The organism is Blastopirellula marina (assembly GCF_002967765.1).
Classification (GTDB): domain Bacteria; phylum Planctomycetota; class Planctomycetia; order Pirellulales; family Pirellulaceae; genus Bremerella; species Bremerella marina_A.
Genome location: NZ_PUHY01000015.1, coordinates 308,235 through 331,404 on the forward strand (window position 1 = coordinate 308,235; position 23,170 = coordinate 331,404).

Below are 23,170 nucleotides of genomic sequence, written 5' to 3' on the forward strand. Positions count from 1 at the left end.
ATGAAAATTCACGGCATCGAACCTATTGTTGACTAAGTTTGTCATGTTAGTTAACAATAAATCTAAGGGCTTCAAACCCATGCAACTGATTAGCCTCACCACGGACTTTCCAATTCAAGTGAACGCCATGTCGGCCGGCAAAGTAACTCCAGATACAGCAACGACTTCCGAGATGCTCGAGCCCACGCCAGAGCTTTTCGCCGAACTCGAGGAAGCCTCCCAGCGGCTAGAAACCGCCGAGCCTGCGGAGATTATCCGCTGGGGTGCCGAGCGTTTCGGCCAGAAGCTCACGATGGGGACGGCATTTGGCCCGGAAGGGTGCGTGATTCTTTACTTGCTTTCCCAAATCGCGCCCGATACGCCCGTTTTTAATCTCGATACGGGTTACCAGTTTCAAGAGACGCTCGATGTCCGGGATCAGATTCGCGAGAAATTCGGCATCGACGTCAAGCTGCTCAAGCCAGAGCACACGGTGGAAGAGTACGAAAAAATCCATGGCGGGCCACTCTACAAAACGAACCCCACGCAGTGCTGCTTCGATCGGAAGATCAAAGTGCTGCAGCGCGGTGCCGCGGGTAACCATGCTTGGATTAGTGCGATACGTCGCGATCAAAGCCCTGACCGTGCGAAAGCGAGCATCGTTGGCTGGGATAAGAAGTTTGGGTTGGTGAAGATCAATCCACTGGCCAACCAGACGAAGTCCTGGGTCTGGCGAATGATCACCGAGAACGAGATTCCATACAACGTCTTGCACGATCAAGGGTACACCAGCATCGGTTGCTGGCCATGCACCCGGGCCGTGATGGCCGGCGAGGATGAACGTGCCGGACGCTGGAGTGGCACAGGAAAAACGGAGTGCGGGCTGCACACCTTAGACGATAGTCCTAACGTATAAGCGAGCCATGAACGTTTCAGCGAAAACAGAATATGCCTGTATCGCGATGATCGAACTGGCGGCCCGCTATGAAGCAGGTCAGCCGGCTCGATTGCGTGAGATCGTTGAAGCCCAGCGGATTCCGCAGCCGTTTCTCGTGCAGATTATGTCTCAGCTAAAGGCAGCCGGACTCGTTGTCAGCACACGAGGGGCAACCGGCGGCTATCGACTCGCGAAGGCCCCAGATCGAATCTCTCTGGCTGACGTTTTTCATGTCGTGGAAGGGGCAGGGGATCAAGCCGACTCTAACCTGCAAAAGCCTTCGCCGGCGACGGAAGCGTTATGCGGTGTCTGGAGCCAAATCTGCCAGGCTCGCTCGAAGATTCTGGAGGAAGTCACACTAGCTAACCTCGCCGCACGCGTTGCGGAACAGCCGGACGAGATGTTTTACATCTAGTCATAAGACTTTCTCGATCTTTCTGCGGACTACGGCAACCGATGCCCCATCTTGTCTCGCTTGGTATCGAGATACTTTTGGTTGTGCGGATTGGTTTCCGCCATGATCGCAACCTGATCGACCACCTCTAGATCGAAACCGCCGTAGATGAATGCGTCGGTCTTCTTAGGGTTGTTCGTAAGTAACCGAATCTTGCTCAGGCCGAGATCTTTGAGAATTTGGATGCCGACACCGTAGTCACGCATGTCGCTCTTAAAACCAAGAGCATGATTCGCTTCCACCGTATCGAGACCCTGATCCTGAAGAGCGTACGCCCGGATTTTGGCTTTCAAACCAATGCCACGCCCTTCCTGCGGTAGATAAACGACGGCTCCGACACCTTCTTCGCTGATTCGACGAAGGGCCATATCCAACTGGTCACCGCAATCGCAGCGGAGCGAAGCGACAAGATCGCCAGTAAAGCAGCTGCTATGAAGGCGAACCAAAGGCGCGTCGACTGACGATAGATCGCCCATCGCCAGGACGATTGGTTCCTGCGTTTCATACTTCACATCGTAGACGATGATATCGAATTCGCCGTATTTTGTGGGCAACTTGGCTTCCGCACCACGCTCGACCAGCTTCTCGTTCACGCGACGATGCGAGATCAATTGCTCGATCGAGATGATCTCCAGATCATGCTTCTTCGCTAACGCGATCAGTTCGTCGCGCGAGGCTCGATCCCCTTCTTCGTTGAGGATCTCACAGAGGGAGGCGGCCGGGGTGAGTCCTGCCATGCGGGCCAGATCGACCGAGGCTTCGGTATGCCCGGCACGTCGTAAGACACCTCCTTCCTTAGCGAGTAGGGGATAAACGTGTCCTGGTCTAACGAAGTCATCTGCGGTCGAATTGGGATCGACCATCGACATGATCGTGTCTGATCGCTCGCGTGCTGTGATTCCCGTACGAGCAGTCTTGTGGTCGATCGGCGTTGTGAAGGCCGTACGCAAAGGAGCGTTGTTGTTCTCGACCAGCGGAGTGAGTTCTAGTCGCTCGCAAATGTCGGGTAGACACGCCGCACAGAGCAGACCCCGCCCTTGAGTGATCATGAAGTTAACGACTTCTGGGGTCGTTTTTTCTGCTGCAGCGACAAAGTCCCCCTCGTTTTCCCGGTCTTCCGCATCGACCACAATGATGACTTTTCCGGCTTTGATCGCGTCGACGGCCGCCTGGACGGTGGAGAAACGGTGAGTCACGGGAAGCAGTCTCCTGAAAACTTGGGGCAATGCCGATTAAAAAAGGGATGCCCTTCGCGACCTTCGGGGTTAATAATTGGGCTAGATCGGCGGAATAACTCATTATAGGAACCGTAGATTCGCGGCATAGTTCACCTTGACGGAGTCCCATGTGACTGGTTGGAAAATAACATCATTCGCGGCGATTACGTTGCTCGTCTGCGGGGCATTCGCCCGGGCCGAGGAGCTTGCCGTGCGAATGGTCCCAAATCAGCTAATTGCAGAACGGGCAGACAAGACCCTGCGGGCTGATGTGTACCTTCCCGCTGGCGAAGGTCCGTTTCCTGCCGTGTTGATGATTCATGGTGGTGCGTGGGCTGGCGGCTCGCGAAGCAACATGGCGGGCAACGCCTTATTTCTCGCAAATAACGGCTACGCAGTCGCTTCGATTTCCTATCGATTCGCACCCAGCCACGTGTTCCCGGCTCAGTTAGAAGATTGCCGAGAAGGCTTAAAATGGCTGGTCGAACACGCGGAGCAGTTCCATATCGATACCAATCGAATTGCAAGTTGGGGGCACTCGGCCGGAGGTCACTTAGCCTGCCTAGTGGCTGCAACCGATGCTGAGAAAGATCCTGAGGCTCCTCAACTGAAAGCAGTGGTCGCAGGAGCGGCACCATGCGACTTCACGAACGAACCGCTGGAAAGCCGGCGTCTGTCGTTCTTCCTGGGGGGCTCCAGAGCCGAAAAGCCGGGCGCGTACGTCATGGCTTCGCCCATTTCGCATGTGACCGCCAAGTGTCCGCCGATCTTTTTCTTCCATGGGACAGAAGACAATGTGGTGCCGATCGAGGAAGCTCAGGTGATGCACGACAAATTGTCGAGTCTTGGTATACCGACCGTTTTCTACAAATCTCAGGGCCGAGGTCATATCGGTAGCCTGATCGATCCGGAGGCCCGTCGAGAGGCATTGAAATTCCTCGACGGACAGCTCAAACTCGGTGGGTCGTAATTGGCCTGGGAACCGTTTCTCGCCGAGGCATCGAACCGGATGTGATTTCTCTGGTCATCACTCGAATCGCGTCCATACACCTGGTTTGCGGACGGCAAGCCCACTTGAGATGGCAGGAAATGCATGAGTGACGCGGCAAGCCAAGGGCCAGGACTCGATGTCGAAGAATACATCGAGCAGCAGCACTTCTTTCAGGGCGTTCAATCGGGATTAGATGACAATCGTCCGATGCAAGACATCCTGAAGTCGATGCGTGACGAGATTCTCGTGACCACCAAGTTGCCGATGGCGATCGACTATCTGGCCGCCGAATTGCGCCACAGCGGCCTATTTTACCCAGCGATGAAGCGTTTGGCTCACTATTTTACGGGGTTTCAAACGTTCATTGTGGAGTCGTCGGAAGACGATCGAGGAAAGTTCGATTTCTTGTCGGGACTTGAAATCTTAAAACTGGAGGCCAAGCTGCGGGCCGAGCATATCTCGGCTCAGAGCTTGTTTCTCTATCAGTTCGAGACCATTTGTCGGCATCGTTTGAAGTACGATCAGGGATTCGCCGCAATGGCATCCGATCCGATGTACGACGAACATTGGCGGCGATTTTTGGAGATCAATCGCCGAAGAGTCGGGCTGATCGATATCGCCGACATGATTTATACCCGTAGCGAGCATTACATTACGCAGCAGATTCGTCGTGGCGGCAATTTGCCTGGCTCGGACTTTCCTCCCCTTTTTGGTGAACGCGAAGGTCGGATTGCGCTGGCCAATCGGAAACGTGATCCGCTACTGCTCTTTTCCGCTTTGCAGCGTCAGATGGGCTACCCCAAGGTGCCGGTCAAGCGGAAGGTAGATGAGGCCCAGTTCCTGATTCCGCAGATGATGCGACGAATGGAACGGTTGGAAGCACGCATCAAGTTACTGGAAGACGAAAATCGTGGCGGCATCGATCTGACTAAGTTCTATCAGTCCGATAAGGGGGCCCCTAATTTCGATGATTTCGGGGACTGATAGCATCTCTTTGCCCGCCGCCCGCGGGTGCCGAAAAGTGTCCACCGAGTGGTAAGAGACGCCTAAATTGGATATGTGTGTCCATTTTTGGTGGTAATTGCGGTAATTTCTCCCTATTTTGCCCGTGTTCTCCTGGACGTCTTGTTCTCCGCCAGGGGGGAGATTGATAGACTATAGGTGTGCGTGAACCCCGAAAAATCGGCATAACCGGCAAATTTGTCACAGAAACGATAGGGGCCTCGTCGAAATCACATTTAGTAAATGCCGTTGCGATGGCAATGTGTTTCGGAAACCATCAGACAGATTGAAGGCGGATCGTTGCCAAAGAGGGCAGGGATCAATCGGCTTTTTCAGAGGCCATGAAGACCAAAAGGGATTTCGTCCGGCAGAACGCTGACGGGGATTCTGTCCACCACAGCACGGTGTGCGGTATCGCCGTGGTAGCCATGCTGTCACCTGAGGACGCTTCGAGGGTAGCCCTTCAAAGCGACACTCATTCTGCGGAATCAGGTCTTCACGCCCGATTTGCCGATTGCCTTGATTCGCAACTGTTTGATGCCCAGCGGATCGGTGCCTGCCGTCTTTTCAGCCAGCGGCTATCCCAGATCGGGATGGCTTCCAGCCCAAATTGCGTGGCGGACATTCATAACATTTGGTTAAGTAGTCACTCGCGAATTTTCGCATCGTTCACAGCTTCGCCAGCATCGCAAGGTCAGCGCCTTAACGCTATCCGATCTGCGCTCATTAGTCGCAGGCATCGCGATCTTCATAAATTCAATAGCAATCCAGTTGTTCCTCGGATACCCCGATAGATCATGTCCACCACTACCGAAAATACGACTGCCCTCAAAGACGTTCAGCCCCTGGAAGAAGCCACCGTACGCTTCTGTGGCGACTCTGGGGACGGGATGCAGTTGGCCGGGACTCAATTCTCGAACACTTCAGCACTCGCTGGGAACGATATCGCGACGTTCCCAGACTTCCCGGCTGAAATCCGCGCCCCGCGTGGAACATTGGCCGGGGTGAGCGGATTTCAGATTCACTTTGCTTCCCATGATATCTTTACACCGGGTGAGACGGTCGACGCCCTGGTGGCGATGAACCCGGCTGCCCTAAAGACGAATCTGGGCGATCTCCGCCGTAACGGCGTGCTGATCATTAACAGCGACGCGTTCGATAAGAAGGCCCTTGGCCAAGCGGGTTACGAGTCCAATCCGATCGACGACGATTCGCTGAGCGGATTCCAAGTGTTCGCTGTGCCAATGACCAGCATGACCCGTGGTGCAGTCGACGGGCTCGATCTCAGTGTGAAAGAGGCAGACCGCTGCCGGAACTTCTTCGCGATGGGTTTGGTCTTCTGGTTGTACGGTCGATCGATGGAGCCGACCCTGCGTTTCATCGACGCAAAGTTCTCGAAGTTGCCTTCTATCGCAGAAGCCAACCGCCGCGCGATCAAGGCTGGTTACAACTTCGGTGAAACGACCGACGCATTCCGTAGCAGTTACAAAGTCGATAAGGCCAAGCTGCCACCAGGTACCTATCGCAACATGACCGGCAACCAGGCATTGGCTTGGGGCTTGATGAGTGCTGCGAAGCTGAGCGAAAAGAAGCTGTTTTTGGGTTCCTATCCCATTACGCCTGCCAGCGATATTTTGCACGAACTGAGCAAGTACAAAAACTTCGACGTGCTGACCTTCCAAGCGGAAGATGAGATTGCGGCCGTTTGTGCGGCGATAGGAGCGGCTTACGGTGGCCAAATGGCACTCACCACGACCAGCGGTCCTGGTATGGCGTTGAAGGGCGAAGCGATGGGCTTGGCCATGATGTTGGAATTGCCGCTTGTGATCGTCGACGTACAGCGTGGTGGTCCAAGCACGGGTCTGCCGACCAAGACGGAACAAGCCGACTTGCTACAAGCAATGTTTGGTCGGAACGGCGAGTCTCCCATTCCGGTCATCGCAGCTCGCAGCCCAGCAGATTGCTTTGACGTCGCAATTGAAGCTTGGCGAATCGCAACACGGTTCATGACGCCAATCATCATCCTGACCGATGGTTATATCGCCAACGGTAGCGAGCCATGGCGTATCCCGAACGTGGCGGACCTGCCTAAGATCGAGATTAAGCATCCAGGCCCGCGGAACGAAGAAGATCCACCATTTATGGCCTACCAGCGTGATGAGCAATTGGCTCGACCTTGGGCGATCCCTGGTACGCCCGGCTTAATGCATCGCGTGGGCGGTCTCGAAAAACAGGATGGTACCGGAAACGTCAGCTACGATCCGCAAAACCACCAGCACATGGTGAATACGCGTGCGAAGAAGGTCGCCAATATTGCTGATTTCGTTCCCCAACAAGAGGTTATGGGAGCGGAGAGTGGCAAGGTTTTGGTCCTAAGCTGGGGCGGTACCTACGGTGCCTGCCGTACGGCTGTCGCTCGCCTTCAGGCCGAAGGAAAAGAGGTCAGCCACGCTCACCTCCGCTACTTAAATCCGTTCCCTCGAAACCTGGGAACCTTGTTGGCCAGCTTTGATAAGGTGTTGATCCCTGAATTGAACATGGGGCAACTTCGCATCTTGATTCGCGATAAATACTTGGTCGATGCGGCGGGCCTGAACAAAGTGCAAGGTAAGCCTTTCACCACCACCGAGATCGCCGAGAAGATCGAGTCGCTGCTCGCTTAACAAAACACCTCACATTCCCAATTGCATATATTCCCATGATAGAGAAGCAATCCACCATGGCATCCGCAGAATTGCCCGTTTTGAAGCCCGCGGACTACGGCACCGATCAGGACGTGCGTTGGTGCCCCGGCTGCGGTGACTATTCGATTTTGGCCCAGATGAAGAAGGTCATGTCGAACCTCAACATGAGCCGCGAAGACACCGTCTTTGTCAGCGGTATCGGTTGCAGTAGTCGTTTTCCGTACTACATGAACACCTACGGCATGCACAGCGTGCACGGTCGTGCCCCGGCATTTGCAACCGGTCTGAAGTCTTCGCGACAAGATCTGACCGTTTTCGTGATAACTGGTGACGGCGACGCGTTGTCGATCGGTGGTAACCATCTGATGCACGTGCTGCGTCGTAATGTCAATCTGAACATCATTTTGTTCAACAACCGGATTTACGGACTGACGAAGGGGCAGTACTCGCCAACGTCTGAAAAGGGCAAGGTTACCAAGAGTACGCCGATGGGGGCGATCGATAATCCGATTCATCCGTTGTCGGTGGCGATTTCGTGCGAAGCGACCTTTGTTGCTCGTTCGATTGACGTGCACATCAAGCACTTGGCCCAAACTCTGGAACGTGCTGTCGCCCATAAGGGAGTTTCGTTCGTCGAGGTTTACCAAAACTGCAACGTATTCAACGACGGTGCTTACAAGTGGGCGACCGATAAAGACACGAAGATGGAAACCGTGCTCGAGCTTGAACATGGCAAACCGCTCATCTTCGGGAAAGATCGCGACAAGGGAATCCGCCTGCATGGAATGACCCCTGAAGTAGTCGAATTGGGCAAGGGTATCAGTGAAGACGATCTGCTGTTCCACGACGAAAAGACCGCCGACCCGACACTAGCCTACCTGTTAACGCGGATGTCGCATCCTGAATTCCCTGAGCCGATCGGCGTACTGCGTGATATCGACGCCCCTTGCTATGACGACGCGATCAACTATCAAGTTAGCCAAGCCAAGGAAACCCGCGGCGAGGCCAGCTTGGATAAGTTATTCAACTCAGGCGATACCTGGGTCGTCGAATAATTCGCGAGCAGATCTACGGCAGTAAAAACAAGAGTCGGCTTAATGCGAAGGCCGACTCTTTTTACGCGCGTTCGCAACTGAATTCAGGTTGGCCAGTTGTAGCGGTTTCAACGACGCCCCGCTTTTCACGCTAGCGGGATCTCTGCGGTTCCGATAATTGTGACAACGAACGATTCAAACATCGATGCAGCGCGACCGCGTTGCCGTCGGTCCTTGTTTACCGGCGAAAAGGATTGTCACGGAGGGAAAGGGAATCTTGCCATGTGGCGCTCGCTATTTTTGGCAGTCGGGATCACGCTGATTATCGTCGGGGCTGAATGCCTGGTCGTCGATTCGGCCATGATGGCCAGCGACGGCGGTCCCAAACCATTCACGCCGCCCGATTGGGCCCCCTGGAGCATGATGTCGAGCGGTGCGATCGTGATCCTTTATAGCTTCACCATTCCCAAGCGGATGAATGGTTAGCGTTAAGAGTGTCGCTCTTTGCGATTCGTCTTCAAGCAAACGTGATCGCCAGTTTCAATCATCCAGTTTCGCAACAAAAAACGGCGACCGCATAGCGGCCGCCGTCTGTGGCTCTTCTGAACTAATTTTCTCTGATCCCTGAAAGCTTTCAGGGCGTGAAGGGTTCTAACCGATCGTTATCGACCTTCCCGAACGCGGTTGAAGTATTCTTCGGCGTTCTTCTGGTGATCCTTCGAGAGACGTGTCTCGGTTAACGCGTCGCCACCCAGAGAAGATTCCGATTCCATTGCGGCTTTGATGTCGATCAGCGTACGGCCAGCTTTGTTCTTGCCGTCTACATAGTCGACGATCACACCCTTACCATTCTTAGGATCGGCACGCACTTGCGAGTCGTATGATCCGGTCGCATTTTCTTCTTCAGGGCGGTCACCTTGTCCTTGCCCCTTGCCAAGTCCATTGCCCATTCCTTGGCGTCCCATCATGCCTTGCTGGCCCATCATCCCGGGCTGACCGTTCTGGCAGGCCTTGCACATCTGGTCGCGGGCCATTTCCATTTGGTCCATGGCTTCATCTAGCATTTCCAGTTCATCAAGCTGAGCTTGCAGGTCTTGCATCTCTTGGGCCATCTTATTCAGCTGGTCCGCAGCAGCTTGTTGTTGGCCGTTGGCCATCTGTTCGGCGGCCTTTGCCAGTTGATCGCCCATTTCCTGCATACGCTGCATTTGGGCGTCCTGCATGCCCATTTGGTCGAGCTGCTTCTGAAGTCGTTCCGCTTCCTTTTGGTCACCGGCCTGCTGGGCTTGTTTGATTTGCTCTTGCAAAGCCTTCTTGGCGTCTGCATGGGCTTTAGCCATCTCTTGCAGCTTCTTGCCCATCTCACCAAGTTGCTTTTGGAGCTGTTCCTTTTCTTCTTTGGTTAACTGATCGTTGTTCAGTTTGTTCTGCAAATCTTTCATCGCCTGCATGGCGTCTTTCAAGTCGCCTTTCTGCATGGCTTTGGCCAGCTCTTCGGCTGGGCCACCTTTCAGCATGTCTTTCAAGGCTTCCAGTTTCTTCTTGAAGTCTTCACTCGAAGCCAGTTCGTCGCGACGTTTCTTCAGTTCCTTGGCCAGATCGTTCAATTCGAGCAAGGTTTCCTTCTGTTCGACCTTATCTTTCTTGGCGATGTCCTTGGTGCCTTCTTCCAGCTTGCGGAACAACTCTTCCGCCTCCTTGAGACCTTTTTCTTCGGCTTTCTTCTTTCGCTCTTCGAGTTCCTTACGCAACTGGTCTGCCGTTTTCTTGACGACCTTGGTTTGCTCAGGATCGAGCTTGCCCGTATTGGCTTCCGCCGTATTGGGATCAATCACGGCATCAGGCACGAAGAGAGCGATCAACAAGGCACCCGCCATAACCAGAATAGGCGTCAACCCGCCCCAACCGCTGCGGATGGGAAAACGCTCGGTCACATCGATCCGTTCGACTTGGTGAGCCGCATCATTCATCAAGGCTTGGCCCCACTGGGTTTGACGCGACTCTTCGTCGAGTGACAACGAACTGGAAACGCGTTCCTTTAGTCCATACCGGATATCGACTTCAATGGCAGCTGCCAACGAGGAAGCTCGTTTGACGTAAGTCCAGGTGCTGGCCGCGATCAGACCCGCAGCAGCGGCGCCACCGATCCAGCTCCACATCCAGATGAATGGATCGACCCCGAGATGCCAGATTTTCGGAACGATCACCGCAACAGCGGCTAAGCTCATGGTGATAGAGAGGCAGATGATCAGCCTTCCTACGAATTGCTGTAAGATCATTCGCCATTGGGCTTTACGAACGTGCTTTTGCAACGTATCCATCAGCGTCGTCCCTATTTAATTCGATGCAATTCGGGGGGGCTCTTGCCTACCTATTCGTATACAAGAGGAGTTCATTGTTAAGTGTACCGGATTGGAAGCGGAAAGATCCACTGATTTTCCATCCAAAATGGATGCAACGGCGTTTAAATTGCAGTGTTTAACCCTTGATAGTCCCGGTTAAATCAAGGAAGGCACCTTGTTTCTACCTTTACGACGTTGCTTGAAGGGAAGAAGATTCTTGCTTTCAGCGATTAGGCAGACAGAATTGAAGAATCTATGAGTACGAAAACGCAGCAGAAGGGAACCTCAAGCGGTCTGCCCAAGCCAGGGCAGCGGCCAGGCAGCGATGTCGTGATCTACGATGGTGATTGCGTAATCTGTACCGGTGGGGTGAAGATTCTTTATCACTTGGATTGGTTTAAGAAACTCTCCTATCTCTCGCTTCATGACGATCGTGTCTCTGAAGTCGCCCCTGATCTTTCTTTCGAACAAATGATGGAGGAGATGTGGGTGATCGATAACCAGGCCCGAAAATATAGTGGAGCAGAGGCATTTCGCTATCTGACGCGTCGACTCGTGTTATTGTGGCCAGCCATGCCGCTACTTCACATTCCTGGATCGCTTCCTTTCTGGAAATGGCTCTACCAGAAAGTAGCTTCCGCGCGGTATCGTTTCGGTAAGATGTCCGGCGAAGACTGCGGCGATGCCTGCCAAGTTCATTTCGGTCCACCGAAAAACGATAATAACGCCGGCTAATTATTACGATCGCGATTTTGCGGGAAGGAGTCCTGGCGATGTTCGATCTTCGGAAGCACATGTCCCACGGAACGGGTAAACCGAAGGCAATTCGGCGCGCGGGGATGAAATCGCCGATCGTGGAAACCTTCGAGGATTATCAGATCGAAATCTCGGAGCGACCGGCCAGTCCGATCTCAAGCCGCGTTTGTTTTAGTGTGAAGATCGACGGCGGTGAACCGCTGCTTCGCGCCTACCTAACCGGGTTTCTCACCGAGAAATCGGCTCGAGCCGCAGCTCACTCAGAAATCAAAAAGCTCGAGTTCAAGTACGGACAGTACTATTCGCCTATCCAGGGCATTCTTAATAGCTTGAAGCAGCAGCGCGCGGCTAAACGGCTGCGTGACTTCAACGAACGGCGAGCTTAACAGACTCTCGCCGATGCAACGTTAGAAGCGAACGAACAAATCGTGCTGGTTCGCTAAGCCGCCGACTTCTTAGATTGGCGATTGGTCGCTGCTTCCGAGTCGTCCTCGACGTAGAGGCGTCGATAGGTCTTGCTTGTTTCGATCAGCTGCTCGTGCGTACCGGTGGCTTCGATTTGTCCGTGGTTCATCACGACAATACGGCTGGCAAGTTTCAGTGTACTAGCGCGATGTGTGATCAAGATGGCTGTTCGACCTGCGATGCAGTTTTTCAGACTGTCATGAATTAGTCGTTCGCTCTCCATGTCAATCTGGCTGGTCGCTTCGTCCATTATGATAATGTCAGGATTTCGCAGCAGAGCACGAGCGATCGAGATTCGCTGACGCTGTCCGCCTGATAGGCTGGTTCCGCGGTCGCCACACATCGTATCGTAACCGTTAGACATATGTGTTTGGACGAACTGATCGACATAGGCCAATTTGGATGCTTCCAATACCTGTTCGTCGGTCGCATCCATGCTTCCATAACGAATGTTCTCGCGAATCGATTCGTCGAACAGCACGGTCGACTGCGTGACCAATGCAATCTTCGAGCGAAGATCGTGTTGGGCAAATTGCCGCAAGTCGGTCCCACCCAGCAGTACCTGACCGGAATCAGGGTCATAAAACCGCATCAACAAATTGATGATCGTGCTCTTGCCGCAGCCGTTGGGACCAACAATAGCAATCGCTTCGCCATGTGCGATGTTCAGGTTCAGCTTCTTTAGTACCGGTGTGTTTTCGGTGTAACAGAACTCCACATCTTTCAGTGTGATATCGCGGCCAACACTGGACATTGGAACTGGATCTTTCGGGTCTTCGATCGGCATTTCCATTTGCAGTAGTGGGTAAACAAGTTCCGCACTTGCAATGCCGGCTTGGATGGCGCCAAACACATCGCCCAGTTTTCGCAGCGGATCGGTGCAGCCGACCAGCAAAGCGTAAAATGCCAAGATCGAACCTAACTCCATCGGCTTGTCTGCCAACGGAATTCCAAAAATGTGCGTTTCTTGATTTAGCACAAGGTAGCCGCCTGCAATCAGCGAAAGGCAGACCATACCTAGCCCTAAGACTTCGTTGTTGACACGGACCATCGAGTTGAAGAACCGAATCTTAACTTGTTCCCAGTAGGCCTGACGCGATTTAGCCTCGAAGCGAGCTTGTTCGTATTCTTCGGTGCCGTACGCCTTAACCACGTAGTAGCCATGCATGATCTGAATAAAGAACCCGGTGATGCGGGCGTTGATCATGATCTGCGAAAGGTTCAGGTTTTTGATCGTGCGTGCTAAGCGATATAAGACGAAAGCGGCCGCTGGAGCAATCAACAGCGACAGAATCAACAGTCGCCAGTTAATGTACGCCGCACCGGCTAAACAGGCGATCATCTTGATCGGTTCGCGAACGGTTTTGCCGAACAAGATTTCGAGCGAACCGCCGATCGAGGCAACGTCACCATTCATACGGCTAGTTGAATCGCCGGTTGAAATGTGTGTTTTGCCGAGGCGGACGTCTAGCAATTTCTTGAATAGCTGCTGCTTCAGGTCGAGCGTTGTCAACTGTGTCGCGCGGGCGACCAGCATCATGCTAAGTGAAAGGAAAATCCCTTTCAGTACGGTGCCAATAAGAAGAAAAGCGACCAGGGCGAGCAAGGTATTGAATGGGCCATGCGGCGCGTAAGCATCGATGTACGGCTTCGATTTTTCGACGTTCCCTAGCTTGGATTCCCAGCCCTTCAATTCGGTGTCAGCGAAATCACGTGACGATTTCAGCTTGGAGATTTTGCCTGGATCTTGGGCGGCAGCAATCTGTTGATCGAAATCAGCGATGTCCGCTTGGACTTCGGCGATCTTTTCCTTGCAGTTGGCTGTTTCGGTTTGCGCCCATTCGTGCAGACTTTGCCCTTTAAAGATGACTTCTGCAAACGGATAGACGGCACCGATATTGGCTCCCCACAAGACACCCACCAACAGGGAGCAAATCAGCGAACCAATGATCGACCAGCGGTACTTGGTAACACAGTGGCGTATCGCGAGCAGCAGGTAGTTCATGCTTGAATCGTGCAGTTTCTGAGTCGGCCGTGAGCAAAGGTTTCCCGGTGCACCACGCCGTCGGTCATCGCCGTCGGCCGAGGCACATCCGTGGCCCCCTGCCAGCATGGCGAAATTAGGAACCGGAGAAAGCTACAACGATTCGCGATGTCCAGCAATATCATTCGCCAGCATCGCGTGATTTCCAGCGGTTGCTAGCAGTTCATTTGTCAGAATTCGCCTTCTCGGCCAACATCTTTAGCATTCCGTCAGCCTCGAGAACCCCCAGTGCGAAGGAGGTACCCAGCATTAACTGACCCTTGGTATCGTAATGGACCGTATCTGCTAGCAGAGGTATTCCATCCGTGGGGACGTTCCAGACGCCAGTGATCGCCCGTGCTGAACCAGATCGCATATCAGCATCCTGTTGCGATTGGCGAATTTCGTGTCGATGCGTGAATCGCTCGAGTGCGGGATCGTGTGGCAGTACCTCTCCCATGACGAATGGAACTGGCGTGCTTTCGCAATCTTCTTCGATGCGACGCTTGAGTAGTGCAATTGACTGATCGTACGTCTTCGCAGAAACCTCTTGCTTGGCGTCCGCTTCTCCTTGCATCCAGGCAACACCGCGTAGTTGGGGCGTCTTGCCTGCTTCCGTCAGCGCGGACAGTGCCGCGGAAAACTGTTCGTGAAGTCGTTGGTAATGCTTACCAATGTTCGGATCATCGGCCGATTGACCGGGATAAAAAGTGGCGCGGTTAGGGCCTGGTTCTTCACCCATCCATTTTCCACCATTGAATCCAGCATGCAGTGGCTGACCACTGAGGGCGAATTTCACGATGTAAAACGTTTGGTCTGGATGCAGCGAGCCAAGGGTGTGAATGAAGCCGACCTCGGGCCCGAACCGATCAGGGCCGTTCAAGTGAAGCTTTTCGGGATCGAACGTTACGAATTCTTTTCCTGTCCAGTATCGAACGTTGGAAACAGGCTGCTTCCAGTGACTCGGCAACTGCGCTTTGCGTCCACTTCCCGCCATATTGGATTGGCCGGAGAGAATATAGACATCAGCAATCTCTTGCCCGAAAGCTGCCGAGGAAACGAAAAACGTCAACACGAAGAAAAGCAGGGTAGGGAGTCGATTCAGCATGATTGGTCGGGGGGAATCTAGGGAGTGACTAGCGTTAGGACTCTATGTTAACCCGTCAGGGAAGGCCTTCGAAACGAAAAAACGGGATGAAAATCTCCTCTCGGATCTGCGGCGTCCTATTCTTGCAGGTATCGCAAATCGCTCTTTCTCCTGACTAGGATACGATCGCAATGAAGAATCTGATTTTCACACTTGGCTTGATTTTGTCCGCCACGCTGCTCAGTGGTGGTGTCGAAGGGGCAACGGTTTTTGTCCTGGAAGGAGAACCGGGGGACGTTCCGGTGAAGATGACGATCGACGACATCTCGATGATTCATCCTTCCGCGATCGCTGGTTCGGTGATCACGGTAAAGGTCGACGGCCCGGCGGCTGCCAGAATGTACGATGTCCAGAAGATTGATGGACAGATGCCGCTCTTGGGAATGGCAAATAAGCGGGTCATGATTTTGCCGATCGACAAAGGCAAAGTCAAAGTCAGCGTCAAGATTAAGTCGCCGACCAGCGAGTCGATGAAGATCGAAGTCTACCAATTCGAGATAAAATAGCGGACTTCATCCTTTGAGAGTCCGTACGAAAAAAAGCCCACGTCAAACAATGTGGGCTTTCTCGAAGAGCGGGTGAAGGGAATCGAACCCTCGTAACTTGCTTGGGAAGCAAGGGCTCTACCATTGAGCTACACCCACGAGTGCTTCTGATAATATACCGCTACGCTAAGTCAGGGCAAGGATGTGACCGATCGAATTCGAGCTCGGCCAAATTGCCGGAATTGCGGGTCGAGTCGGTTTTGTCGGACAGGGAACGACTGACCTGACGTTTTTTGCTCTCCTTTTTCCTTCGCGCCCTTCTCCATCGCGCACACTTGGGAAACTCTCCCGAGAACCAAATCCCGGTCGATGGTGGTATGGCTTACTACTGGAAGGAATCTGAACGCGTCTTTTGGATCGCCGTGTATGTCTATGTCACGGTCTTGATTGCGTCTGCCGTTCCTCGCGCAGTGTCTGCCGAATCGATTTCTCGCCCTGCCACATTAGCCGAACTAAGTTGGGCGGCCGAGGGGAATTTACCCAACGAACGCATCGGTCAAGCGCAACAGCGCCTTCGCGACCATCTCCAATGGATGGAACAGCACCTTCCCGCTCGTTGGGGACGTATGGGGCTGAAAGAGCGCGGTGAATGGGTTTTTCAGTCGATGCACGATCAGCTTCTGATTGGCAACTACGCTGAAGATCAGAACTTGCTCAGCGAGGCACTACTCGGTGGCGATTACAACTGTGTTTCGGCGACCATTCTCTATCAAGTCTTAGCAGATCACGCTGGATTGCCAACGATGGCAATGCAAACCCGGGGACACGTTTGGTGTCGGCTACTTTCTCGTCCGGAACTTGATATCGAGACAACTTGCCCGACGTGGTTCTTATTAGAGCCGCACGACCAAGATCAAGCTCCAGGGATCCAGGCCGGTGATGCTGCCCGCGCCCTGACAGCTCGCGGCTTGGCAGCCAAGATTCCATACAATCGAGCAAGCCTCGCTGCCGCCAAGGAAGAATACGCTCAAGCAATTCAATTGCTAGATCGAGCATTGGTTTTAGATCCGCAAGATCCTGCCGCGATGAAGAATCGTGTAGCGATCCTCAATAACTGGGCGGTTCGTTGTGTGAGCCAGCACGATTGCGATCGTGCGCTTGAACTGCTCGAACAAATTGAGGCCCAGCAGGGTGGGGAAACGCAGGTTGGTGAGAATGAACGCCGAATCGTGGATACTGTGATCCAGCAGTGGTGCCGGGAAGGTCGCTTCGCCGACGCCGTGCGTTTGGCGCAATGGAAACCGGGAGAGAGTCGGCATTCCGTTCGTTCCATTTATGAGACTTGGATTGAAGATGCCAAATCACGCGGGGAGTGGTACGAAGCTAAGAACGTTTTGCACTCCGCAATGACCGCTCTCAGCGACGATCCACTCGCTGTCGCCCAGCTTAAACGTCAATACCGTCACCTACTGCCCGGATAAGTACGACTGCGATCACCCGCAATCGGGATTCGGGTGATTTGCCATCAGCACATCATGACGTATTTATTTCAATAGTTCCGAGACGACTGTTCGTGAAGAACGTCCGCGCCGACCGCCAGGTTAAGTGACCCAGTTGTCGAGCCAGACTCCTCATGCTGATCCCATCGATGTTTGTATTGGCGTTGGAACGCGCCAAACCGGCTTCTCTTTTTTGCTTCGCTTTTTCCCCTCCAGGTGTTGCGCTATGGCGAATGGTTCACCCGCCGTGTCAATTACGTCTGAATTTGATTTCACCTCTGTTCCATCCTGCTCAGAGTGCAGTGAAGCGAAAGTTCGTTCGACGGTAGGACACCTGATTAGCCGCATCTTGCCGAAGAAGATCACGAACGAGCGTCGCAAGGACTTTCGCTACCCCTATCCGCATTTGGTTTATTTAACACCCATTGATGCGGCTGGGCAGCCCTTGAACGAACTGACGACGGTGGTGGTTGGCAAAAATATCACGGAAAGAGGCATCGACTTCTTTCATCGCGAACCACTCCCTTATCGACGTGTAATCTTGACACTCGAATCGGAAGATGGAACTCGCGCCTCAGTGGTGACCGACTTGCTGTGGACACGTTTCACACGGCAAGGCTGGTACGACAACGGCGGCCGTTTCCTGCATGTACTGAGTCAAAACGGGCCAGACAGCCTTTCGGCATGATCAACTCCGATTCGCACCTCCTCGCTGAACTGAACTCAGCCAGTTCAGCGGAGGCTGCGTAGCGCTTTCAGAATCTCGACGTTGCCTTCCAGGCCGTCATGGACTTCTTCCAGAGTGACTTCCCCGTCACTGTTCTGGTCGAACTTGTTGAAGAGCCCGATTCCGATCAGGTTAACTTCGGCCTTTTGGACAATTCCGTCTCCATTTCGATCGAACCGCTGGACAATCTTTTCTGATCGATCAGCGAGATCTTCCTGGCTTGCGCCCATCACCAACAAGCCAATGCCTGGATCAGGCGCATTGCCGTTTTTCGGTACGGCAACATCAAAGTAACCGATCATCATCTCGTCGGACGTTTGATCACCCCAATGAACCGTTTTCGTCGGATCGGGATTGAAGAGATTCTTTTTCGAGTTGTCGTAGTGTGCGATGGCGTGAATGTACGATCCCTTAGGCATCTTTCGTGGTTGCGAGAGCATATACGCGGTTTGCCAATTGAAATCGTATTGAGGAATATCAATCAAGATTTCCTTCTCACCGGCTGGTGAAACGCTCATATAGCGAAACGACTTACCACGCAGATGCATGTGGGGCATGAAGCCCAGTAGGACGGTATTGTCATCTTTCGAGCGAGGCGAATCGGCGATTTCTTCGTGGTTGCCATCTCCCGGAGGAATATCGATTCGACGCTGTAGCGCGCTGGTGGTATGAATCTCATACTTCACTTCCTTCTCGTCGATGAAGGAAAGCCCTAACTGGCTGAGATCTTCCTGAGGGGATCCGTTCGGCGTGTAATGCATCTGAAAGATCAGCGTCGACTTGGCTGGGATTCGTTTCGCCATGCCTTTGGGGTAGTTCTCGGCGATCTTCCCGGGAACGTAGCCGACGAGAAAGCTACGCGCTCCGCCTTGGAAGCGATCCATATTGGTTCCGGGAGGGATGGCGAAGCAAAGAATATGATGGACGACCTGTAAATTACCTGGGCGAAGCTCGGCGCCCTTGATCCAAACATCTTTCTCGAAGCCCGGATCGACTCTGATGTACTTGTATTCGACTTCTCCTTCGGCAGGAACTGACGCGGCTTTCCCCGTTTCCGTAATATCGAGAATCAGGTCCGGCTTCTCAGGCAACGACCAACCCTTTACATAAGTCTTGGGTTCCGGCAATTGCTTGGGATCGCCTTCTGGCGCGCCAGCTTCGACCCAATCGAGCAGTGTGGTTTTCTCCTGCTCGCTCAAGCTGCGATCGTTCGAGAAGTGGCCATACTTTGGATCGGCATGCCAGGGAGGCATCCGTTGATCTTCCACCACTTCGGCGATCATCTCCGACCAGCCAACGACTTCGTCGTAATCGGTCAGGGCGAAGGGAGCGATCTCACCTTCTCGGTGACATTCAACACAACGGTTTTGCAGGATTCGAGCGACTTGGTTTGAATACGTGACTTCCGACGATTCGTCTGCTTCCAGGATACGGCCAATGTGGCAGCCGACTGGATCGGTTTCCGGGACGGTAACCTGTTGACCGTTCAGGACCTCTTCAAGGGCTATCTTGAGATCATCGCGGGTTGCCCCTTCGCGAACATTGCCAACGAGAAAGTGATCGTCGATTCGTCCGCGGTATTGAATGGTACGGCTTTGATCGAGCAAGATTACCTCAGGCGTGCGACGTGCTCCGACCTGATCGGCCAATCGGTTGGCTAGGTCTTTCAAGAAGGGAATCTCCAGCGAGTGCACCTTAGCGAACCCCGCCATCTCAGTGATCGAGTCATGCTGATTGGCGTCGATCGCTAGAATCGTGACGCCGTCGTCCTTGAATTCTTCGGCCAATTTCTGCAGCGTCACCGTGTACCGCTTGGCGACAGGGCACTCGCAGCCAATGAAAGCCAATACAACCGCCTTGCTGTCGGCGAAGTCGGAAAGCTTGTAGGTCTTTCCGCGGTAATCCTTCAATTCGAACTGCTCGATCTTTTTGCCGATCGGCTGCGGTTCGATCTTCGACTCGCGGGCGAATGAAGAAAGGGTGAAGAAACCGAGAAGGCAAACGGCGATCAGGTTGCTACGAAGCGGATGGTTCACGACGCGAACACTCCCAGGGATATCGAGGCAAGGTAATTCCTACTTCGTAAACTGTAACGAAGCGGTGGAAGTTTCGCCAACGAACAATTTTTCCCCAGGTTAGTCGGCCGATTAGAAAGTGGTCAACCGGTTCACACTGATGTTAACCCCCTGGAAGGGGACGACGCCGTAAATCCCTTTGGTGAATACCAGTTCGATGAATTCATCCGCCCATAAGATCGGGCTTTTGGGGACGATCACGATGTCCGCGTCGCGGATCCAAATCTCGTCCGAGGGAGCAGGGCGTTTGCCGTACAATGCACCCTTGAGATCGAGCTTGGTTGCGACCAAACGCCAATCTTCGGCACGGCGGAAGACGACGATTTCTCGCAGGTTCGCCCCAACTTTCCATCCCCCAGCCAGTGCCACACTTTGAATGGCCGTAGTCGGACCGGTTAACTCGTACCGACCTGGGTTCGGGACTTCTCCCAGCACATAGACGTAACGAGCCGCTCGTTGGATCAAAACCGGAGTGACTTCAATGCCTTCGATCTCTCGGGCGTATCGTTCGTCGATTTCGCGTTTGAGCTCGTCCAACGTCAGGCCTTGGGCTGGAATGCTGCCGATTGCCGGCAGTTGGATCGTCCCCTCGGGGGTAACCCGACTGCTCCGCTGCTGACCACCGACACCAGCGCGGCTATCGACCGTCGCTCGCAAGTCTTCCAGCTTGGTGTTGATCTTCACCGGTGTCACAGTGATCGAAGGTACTTTGTAGTACTTCTGATATCTCTTCTCGAGATCATCACGGACTTCTTGAATGCTACGACGGGCAGCTTGGACCTGTCCTAAGAGCATGACGGTAATGGAACCGTCTGGCATGACTTCGACCCGGTCGCGATCTAACTGCTTGTCAGTTAGTGACTCGATTTTGATTTCGTCCCCAACATTCAACCGGTAAACCTGCGAGGTTTCTTGCCGCGTCAAACGAAAGACGAAGTCGATTTGGTCATCGACACGCAACCGATATTCGGGAACATGCGGCGTTCGTGCGGGACCGACATATTCTCCTTGCGCGAAAACTTGCCAAGGGATCGGCCGTCGGGCGTTCCAGTGTGGCTCGCCTTCGCAGGTCGGATCGGTCGAATCGACACCAACGAGGATGTCCTTAGTCCGAGGATCGCAGCCTGGCTGAGCGTATTGAGCACGGGCTGAAGAAACACAGAAGGTGCCTATCAGACCACAAAGGATGAAGATCGTGTTGCGCATGGGAGGTCGAATCCTTGACCGTCTATCGAGTCGATTGCTGAGAGCGACGCTGAGCGATCGGCGGGATGTTCGCCGAAGGTGCCGATTGCTGCAGGTTGACGTCGGCGGCTTGTCCGTGCCGTGCCATTTCCTCTGGAGTCACCCAGCGGACGGCGTTCAGGTCACCGTTCAATTGTGCATATTGCTGAGCCATCTCCGCTTCTTGCTGAGCACGACGTGCCATCTCGGTTTCGCCGAGGGTTTCATGAATTGATGCCAGATTTTGCCAGATTTCTGGACGTGGCGACGATTGAACACCTTGCAGAAGTGCCTGCTTCGCTTCGTCAAATTGACCATATCGTGCCAGGAGGACGCCAAGTTCGTTGGCAGCTTCGAAGTTGTTTTGATCGACCGCCAAAGCGGTTTGGAATAGAGCAATCGAACGAGGGCCGATCAGAGTGCGATTGTCTCCCGTAGAGCCGTAAAGGTATTCCTGAATGCGTCCCAGCCCGACGAGAGCGCGGGAAGTTTCAGGAAGGTTGCCGCAAGCGATGATCAATTTCTCTTGGGCAAACGAAAAATACTTCTGCGTCGCCGTTAGCGTCGTTTCGTACTGTAGGTTTTGTCCTTTGAGCACCGGAGTCCGATGCGAACTAACGACCAGGTCGAGGTCGACGTTCGCCTCCAGGCGAGCCCCTTGCGGGATGAAATCGCCCGCTTCGTCGAGTGCTGCCACCGCTTCGGCCAAGGCATCGCTATGGCGGTGTGTTTTCTCCGCCGTATCCAAGGTTTGCGTCGCCAGGCGTAATGCTTGAATGAACTCAGCTCGCGACGAGTAGTAGGCACCTCGTTGGGCAAGTACCAGACCATGATCGACCAGCGAGTTCATGCGGCCGCGTACCGCGATCAACGCGTGGTTGATTTCGGGTGCCGACTTTCGTGGTGGTAACTCTCGCTGCGGTGCCGGCAGAATCGGCTGTGTTGGTGCGGGAACCGATAATCCAGGGCCTTCGAGATCCTCGATGACTTGCCGGTTAGGAATTAGTGCCGGATTTCGTTTGGACGAAGCAGGAGCCAGGCTGATGAACGAGGCAGGTGGTCCGGTGACGGACGGCAGCTGTTTTTCAATCGTCGGGGTTGGTGATTCGTTGTTCTGTGTGAAGCGACCAGCAGGTGGTAAATCTCGCAGATAGTTCGGTTCGATCGTCTTGCTTGGTGCGGGAGATTGCTGAGGACCATTTCGTTCGGAACTGGAAGATGCCTCATGTTGAGGTTCCAGCAGATCAGGTAGATCCAAGTCAACAAGATGCGGTTGAACTTCCTCCACTTGCTGCTGCGGTTGAGCTTGAGTATCTGCAGGCGAGGAGGGATTCAACGCGAGTGGCACTTGCGCGGTATTGAACTGTGCTGGCGGGGTCGCGGGGAGTCGCTCTGGAACTTCGTCCGTATGCGCTTTCTGTTGTGGTTTTGTCGATTGTTCCGGTTGCGTGGATCGTTCGATCTTTATTGGAAAGCGAACTGTTTCGAGCGGCGATTCGTCTTTCTGCGATGCCTCAGGCGTGACTGGCGGAATGCGATGTGGTCGGACGTGAGGATTGGCCACGATGTTCTCGTGCGTTTCGCTAATCGAGAGATGAGCAGCCAATTGCGCCATCGGGCGGACATCTTCCGGCGCATGAAAGAGGTGAGGCGCTGGAGCTCGTGTGGAGGCTTTCTCGGAATGGTTGGCGATTTCCGAACTACGTTGACACCCGATAACAGCTACAGCCGTTAAGGTCAACGCAATCGCAACACGCCGAGTTGGGGGCAGAAGTCGATCCATCGGTCCATCCATGAAGTCACTAAGACGAGACGTATTCCGATCCGTGGAAAATGTCTGTCGATTCCTATCAACGAAATCGACCAATCCAAAACGATGCAATCACTCATTCCGACGTGCCAGAGGGGCATCATACATCGTTGGGCTGGCATACTTGATACACATCGTAAGAGGGGAACCTTCGTGACAATCGTTACCATCCGCATATGGCGGACAAGAAACAAAGATAGATCGTGACCTGAAATCCTGGTCACATTTCTGCAAGATCCCGCCGTGATAAGAATTGTGTCCTAACCTTGTGAGATCTCAGATTTCGAGAGGTTCGTTAATACCTCGCATCCCAGAGCGC

Annotated in this window: 19 protein-coding genes and 1 tRNA gene; 12 read left to right on the forward strand and 8 right to left on the reverse strand. The window is 53.6% G+C overall.

Annotated elements, in window-relative coordinates; translation table 11 throughout:
• Nucleotides 1–127 precede the first annotated feature (127 nt).
• Complete coding sequence (locus tag C5Y83_RS25760; RefSeq protein ID WP_199195157.1) at nt 128–895, forward strand: phosphoadenylyl-sulfate reductase; 768 nt, start codon at nt 128–130, stop codon at nt 893–895.
• Nucleotides 896–902: 7 nt separating this feature from the next.
• Nucleotides 903–1,331, forward strand: a complete 429-nt coding sequence (locus C5Y83_RS25765; RefSeq protein ID WP_105332669.1) for an RrF2 family transcriptional regulator — start codon at nt 903–905, stop codon at nt 1,329–1,331.
• 29 nt (nt 1,332–1,360) lie between these two features.
• On the opposite strand, the gene ribA is transcribed toward C5Y83_RS25765, so the two are convergent.
• Nucleotides 1,361–2,566 (reverse strand): GTP cyclohydrolase II, encoded by a 1,206-nt coding sequence (ribA, locus tag C5Y83_RS25770; protein WP_105332670.1) that lies wholly within the window; start codon nt 2,564–2,566, stop codon nt 1,361–1,363.
• 238 nt (nt 2,567–2,804) lie between these two features.
• Here ribA and C5Y83_RS25775 point away from each other — a divergent pair, with 238 nt between their 5' ends.
• The 5 genes from C5Y83_RS25775 (at nt 2,805) to C5Y83_RS25795 (ending at nt 8,784) form a co-directional block, all read left to right on the forward strand.
• Complete coding sequence (locus C5Y83_RS25775; protein WP_105332671.1) at nt 2,805–3,557, forward strand: alpha/beta hydrolase; 753 nt, start codon at nt 2,805–2,807, stop codon at nt 3,555–3,557.
• 123 nt (nt 3,558–3,680) lie between these two features.
• Entirely contained in the window at nt 3,681–4,562 is an 882-nt protein-coding gene (locus C5Y83_RS25780; RefSeq protein ID WP_105332672.1) for a hypothetical protein, read from the forward strand.
• Between the two features lie 815 nt (nt 4,563–5,377).
• Nucleotides 5,378–7,243 carry a 2-oxoacid:acceptor oxidoreductase subunit alpha gene (locus C5Y83_RS25785; RefSeq protein WP_199195138.1) on the forward strand — a complete coding sequence of 622 codons (1,866 nt, stop codon included), beginning with the start codon at nt 5,378–5,380 and terminating at the stop codon, nt 7,241–7,243.
• Nucleotides 7,244–7,299: 56 nt separating this feature from the next.
• A complete protein-coding gene (locus C5Y83_RS25790) occupies nt 7,300–8,319 on the forward strand; it encodes a 2-oxoacid:ferredoxin oxidoreductase subunit beta (protein WP_105332674.1) in 1,020 nt (339 codons plus the stop codon).
• Between the two features lie 261 nt (nt 8,320–8,580).
• A complete protein-coding gene (locus C5Y83_RS25795; RefSeq protein WP_105332675.1) occupies nt 8,581–8,784 on the forward strand; it encodes a hypothetical protein in 204 nt (67 codons plus the stop codon).
• Nucleotides 8,785–8,960: 176 nt separating this feature from the next.
• Here C5Y83_RS25795 and C5Y83_RS25800 read toward each other — a convergent pair whose 3' ends face one another.
• Entirely contained in the window at nt 8,961–10,619 is a 1,659-nt protein-coding gene (locus C5Y83_RS25800; RefSeq protein WP_105332676.1) for a hypothetical protein, read from the reverse strand.
• Between the two features lie 276 nt (nt 10,620–10,895).
• On the opposite strand from C5Y83_RS25800, the gene C5Y83_RS25805 reads away from it, so the two are divergent.
• Together C5Y83_RS25805 and C5Y83_RS25810 are read left to right on the forward strand one after the other, a co-directional pair.
• The gene (locus C5Y83_RS25805; RefSeq protein WP_105332677.1) at nt 10,896–11,375 is read left to right on the forward strand and encodes a thiol-disulfide oxidoreductase DCC family protein; all 480 of its coding nucleotides are present in this window, start codon (nt 10,896–10,898) and stop codon (nt 11,373–11,375) included.
• Between the two features lie 38 nt (nt 11,376–11,413).
• On the forward strand, nt 11,414–11,782 hold the full coding sequence (locus tag C5Y83_RS25810) for a hypothetical protein (RefSeq protein ID WP_105332678.1): 369 nt from the start codon (nt 11,414–11,416) through the stop codon (nt 11,780–11,782).
• A gap of 53 nt (nt 11,783–11,835) precedes the next feature.
• On the opposite strand, the gene C5Y83_RS25815 is transcribed toward C5Y83_RS25810, so the two are convergent.
• Together C5Y83_RS25815 and C5Y83_RS25820 are read right to left on the reverse strand one after the other, a co-directional pair.
• Nucleotides 11,836–13,866: an ABC transporter ATP-binding protein gene (locus C5Y83_RS25815; protein WP_158262521.1), complete on the reverse strand. Its 2,031-nt coding sequence runs from the start codon at nt 13,864–13,866 to the stop codon at nt 11,836–11,838.
• A gap of 202 nt (nt 13,867–14,068) precedes the next feature.
• Complete coding sequence (locus C5Y83_RS25820) at nt 14,069–14,992, reverse strand: sialate O-acetylesterase (protein ID WP_105332680.1); 924 nt, start codon at nt 14,990–14,992, stop codon at nt 14,069–14,071.
• Nucleotides 14,993–15,162: 170 nt separating this feature from the next.
• Between C5Y83_RS25820 and C5Y83_RS25825 the strand changes: the two genes are divergently transcribed.
• Nucleotides 15,163–15,537, forward strand: a complete 375-nt coding sequence (locus C5Y83_RS25825) for a hypothetical protein (protein WP_105332681.1) — start codon at nt 15,163–15,165, stop codon at nt 15,535–15,537.
• Between the two features lie 67 nt (nt 15,538–15,604).
• On the opposite strand, the gene C5Y83_RS25830 is transcribed toward C5Y83_RS25825, so the two are convergent.
• A tRNA-Gly gene (locus tag C5Y83_RS25830) sits at nt 15,605–15,675 on the reverse strand.
• A 176-nt stretch (nt 15,676–15,851) separates the two neighbouring features.
• Between C5Y83_RS25830 and C5Y83_RS25835 the strand changes: the two genes are divergently transcribed.
• Both C5Y83_RS25835 and C5Y83_RS25840 read left to right on the forward strand, forming a co-directional pair.
• Entirely contained in the window at nt 15,852–16,997 is a 1,146-nt protein-coding gene (locus C5Y83_RS25835) for a tetratricopeptide repeat protein (RefSeq protein ID WP_146117928.1), read from the forward strand.
• Between the two features lie 265 nt (nt 16,998–17,262).
• Complete coding sequence (locus C5Y83_RS25840; RefSeq protein ID WP_105332683.1) at nt 17,263–17,703, forward strand: hypothetical protein; 441 nt, start codon at nt 17,263–17,265, stop codon at nt 17,701–17,703.
• A 44-nt stretch (nt 17,704–17,747) separates the two neighbouring features.
• Here C5Y83_RS25840 and C5Y83_RS25845 read toward each other — a convergent pair whose 3' ends face one another.
• The 3 genes from C5Y83_RS25845 to C5Y83_RS25855 all read right to left on the reverse strand — a co-directional run bounded on the left by C5Y83_RS25845 (nt 17,748) and on the right by C5Y83_RS25855 (nt 22,824).
• Nucleotides 17,748–19,778, reverse strand: a complete 2,031-nt coding sequence (locus tag C5Y83_RS25845) for a redoxin domain-containing protein (RefSeq protein ID WP_199195139.1) — start codon at nt 19,776–19,778, stop codon at nt 17,748–17,750.
• Nucleotides 19,779–19,889: 111 nt separating this feature from the next.
• On the reverse strand, nt 19,890–21,023 hold the full coding sequence (locus C5Y83_RS25850) for a polysaccharide biosynthesis/export family protein (protein ID WP_105332684.1): 1,134 nt from the start codon (nt 21,021–21,023) through the stop codon (nt 19,890–19,892).
• Between the two features lie 22 nt (nt 21,024–21,045).
• Nucleotides 21,046–22,824, reverse strand: coding sequence for a tetratricopeptide repeat protein (locus C5Y83_RS25855; RefSeq protein WP_158262522.1), 1,779 nt, complete (start codon nt 22,822–22,824; stop codon nt 21,046–21,048).
• Nucleotides 22,825–23,170: the final 346 nt, after the last annotated feature.

Excerpts from the sequence above, each read along its gene's own strand:
- C5Y83_RS25760 (WP_199195157.1), top strand. The coding sequence starts at position 128 with ATGTCGGCCGGCAAAGTAACTCCAGATACAGCAACGACTTCCGAGATG.
- C5Y83_RS25765 (WP_105332669.1), top strand. The coding sequence starts at position 903 with ATGAACGTTTCAGCGAAAACAGAATATGCCTGTATCGCGATGATCGAA.
- C5Y83_RS25775 (WP_105332671.1), top strand. The coding sequence starts at position 2,805 with ATGGTCCCAAATCAGCTAATTGCAGAACGGGCAGACAAGACCCTGCGG.
- C5Y83_RS25780 (WP_105332672.1), top strand. The coding sequence starts at position 3,681 with ATGAGTGACGCGGCAAGCCAAGGGCCAGGACTCGATGTCGAAGAATAC.
- C5Y83_RS25785 (WP_199195138.1), top strand. The coding sequence starts at position 5,378 with ATGTCCACCACTACCGAAAATACGACTGCCCTCAAAGACGTTCAGCCC.
- C5Y83_RS25790 (WP_105332674.1), top strand. The coding sequence starts at position 7,300 with ATGGCATCCGCAGAATTGCCCGTTTTGAAGCCCGCGGACTACGGCACC.
- C5Y83_RS25795 (WP_105332675.1), top strand. The coding sequence starts at position 8,581 with ATGTGGCGCTCGCTATTTTTGGCAGTCGGGATCACGCTGATTATCGTC.
- C5Y83_RS25800 (WP_105332676.1), bottom strand. The coding sequence starts at position 10,619 with ATGGATACGTTGCAAAAGCACGTTCGTAAAGCCCAATGGCGAATGATC.
- C5Y83_RS25805 (WP_105332677.1), top strand. The coding sequence starts at position 10,896 with ATGAGTACGAAAACGCAGCAGAAGGGAACCTCAAGCGGTCTGCCCAAG.
- C5Y83_RS25810 (WP_105332678.1), top strand. The coding sequence starts at position 11,414 with ATGTTCGATCTTCGGAAGCACATGTCCCACGGAACGGGTAAACCGAAG.
- C5Y83_RS25815 (WP_158262521.1), bottom strand. The coding sequence starts at position 13,866 with ATGAACTACCTGCTGCTCGCGATACGCCACTGTGTTACCAAGTACCGC.
- C5Y83_RS25820 (WP_105332680.1), bottom strand. The coding sequence starts at position 14,992 with ATGCTGAATCGACTCCCTACCCTGCTTTTCTTCGTGTTGACGTTTTTC.
- C5Y83_RS25825 (WP_105332681.1), top strand. The coding sequence starts at position 15,163 with ATGAAGAATCTGATTTTCACACTTGGCTTGATTTTGTCCGCCACGCTG.
- C5Y83_RS25850 (WP_105332684.1), bottom strand. The coding sequence starts at position 21,023 with ATGCGCAACACGATCTTCATCCTTTGTGGTCTGATAGGCACCTTCTGT.
- C5Y83_RS25855 (WP_158262522.1), bottom strand. The coding sequence starts at position 22,824 with ATGGATCGACTTCTGCCCCCAACTCGGCGTGTTGCGATTGCGTTGACC.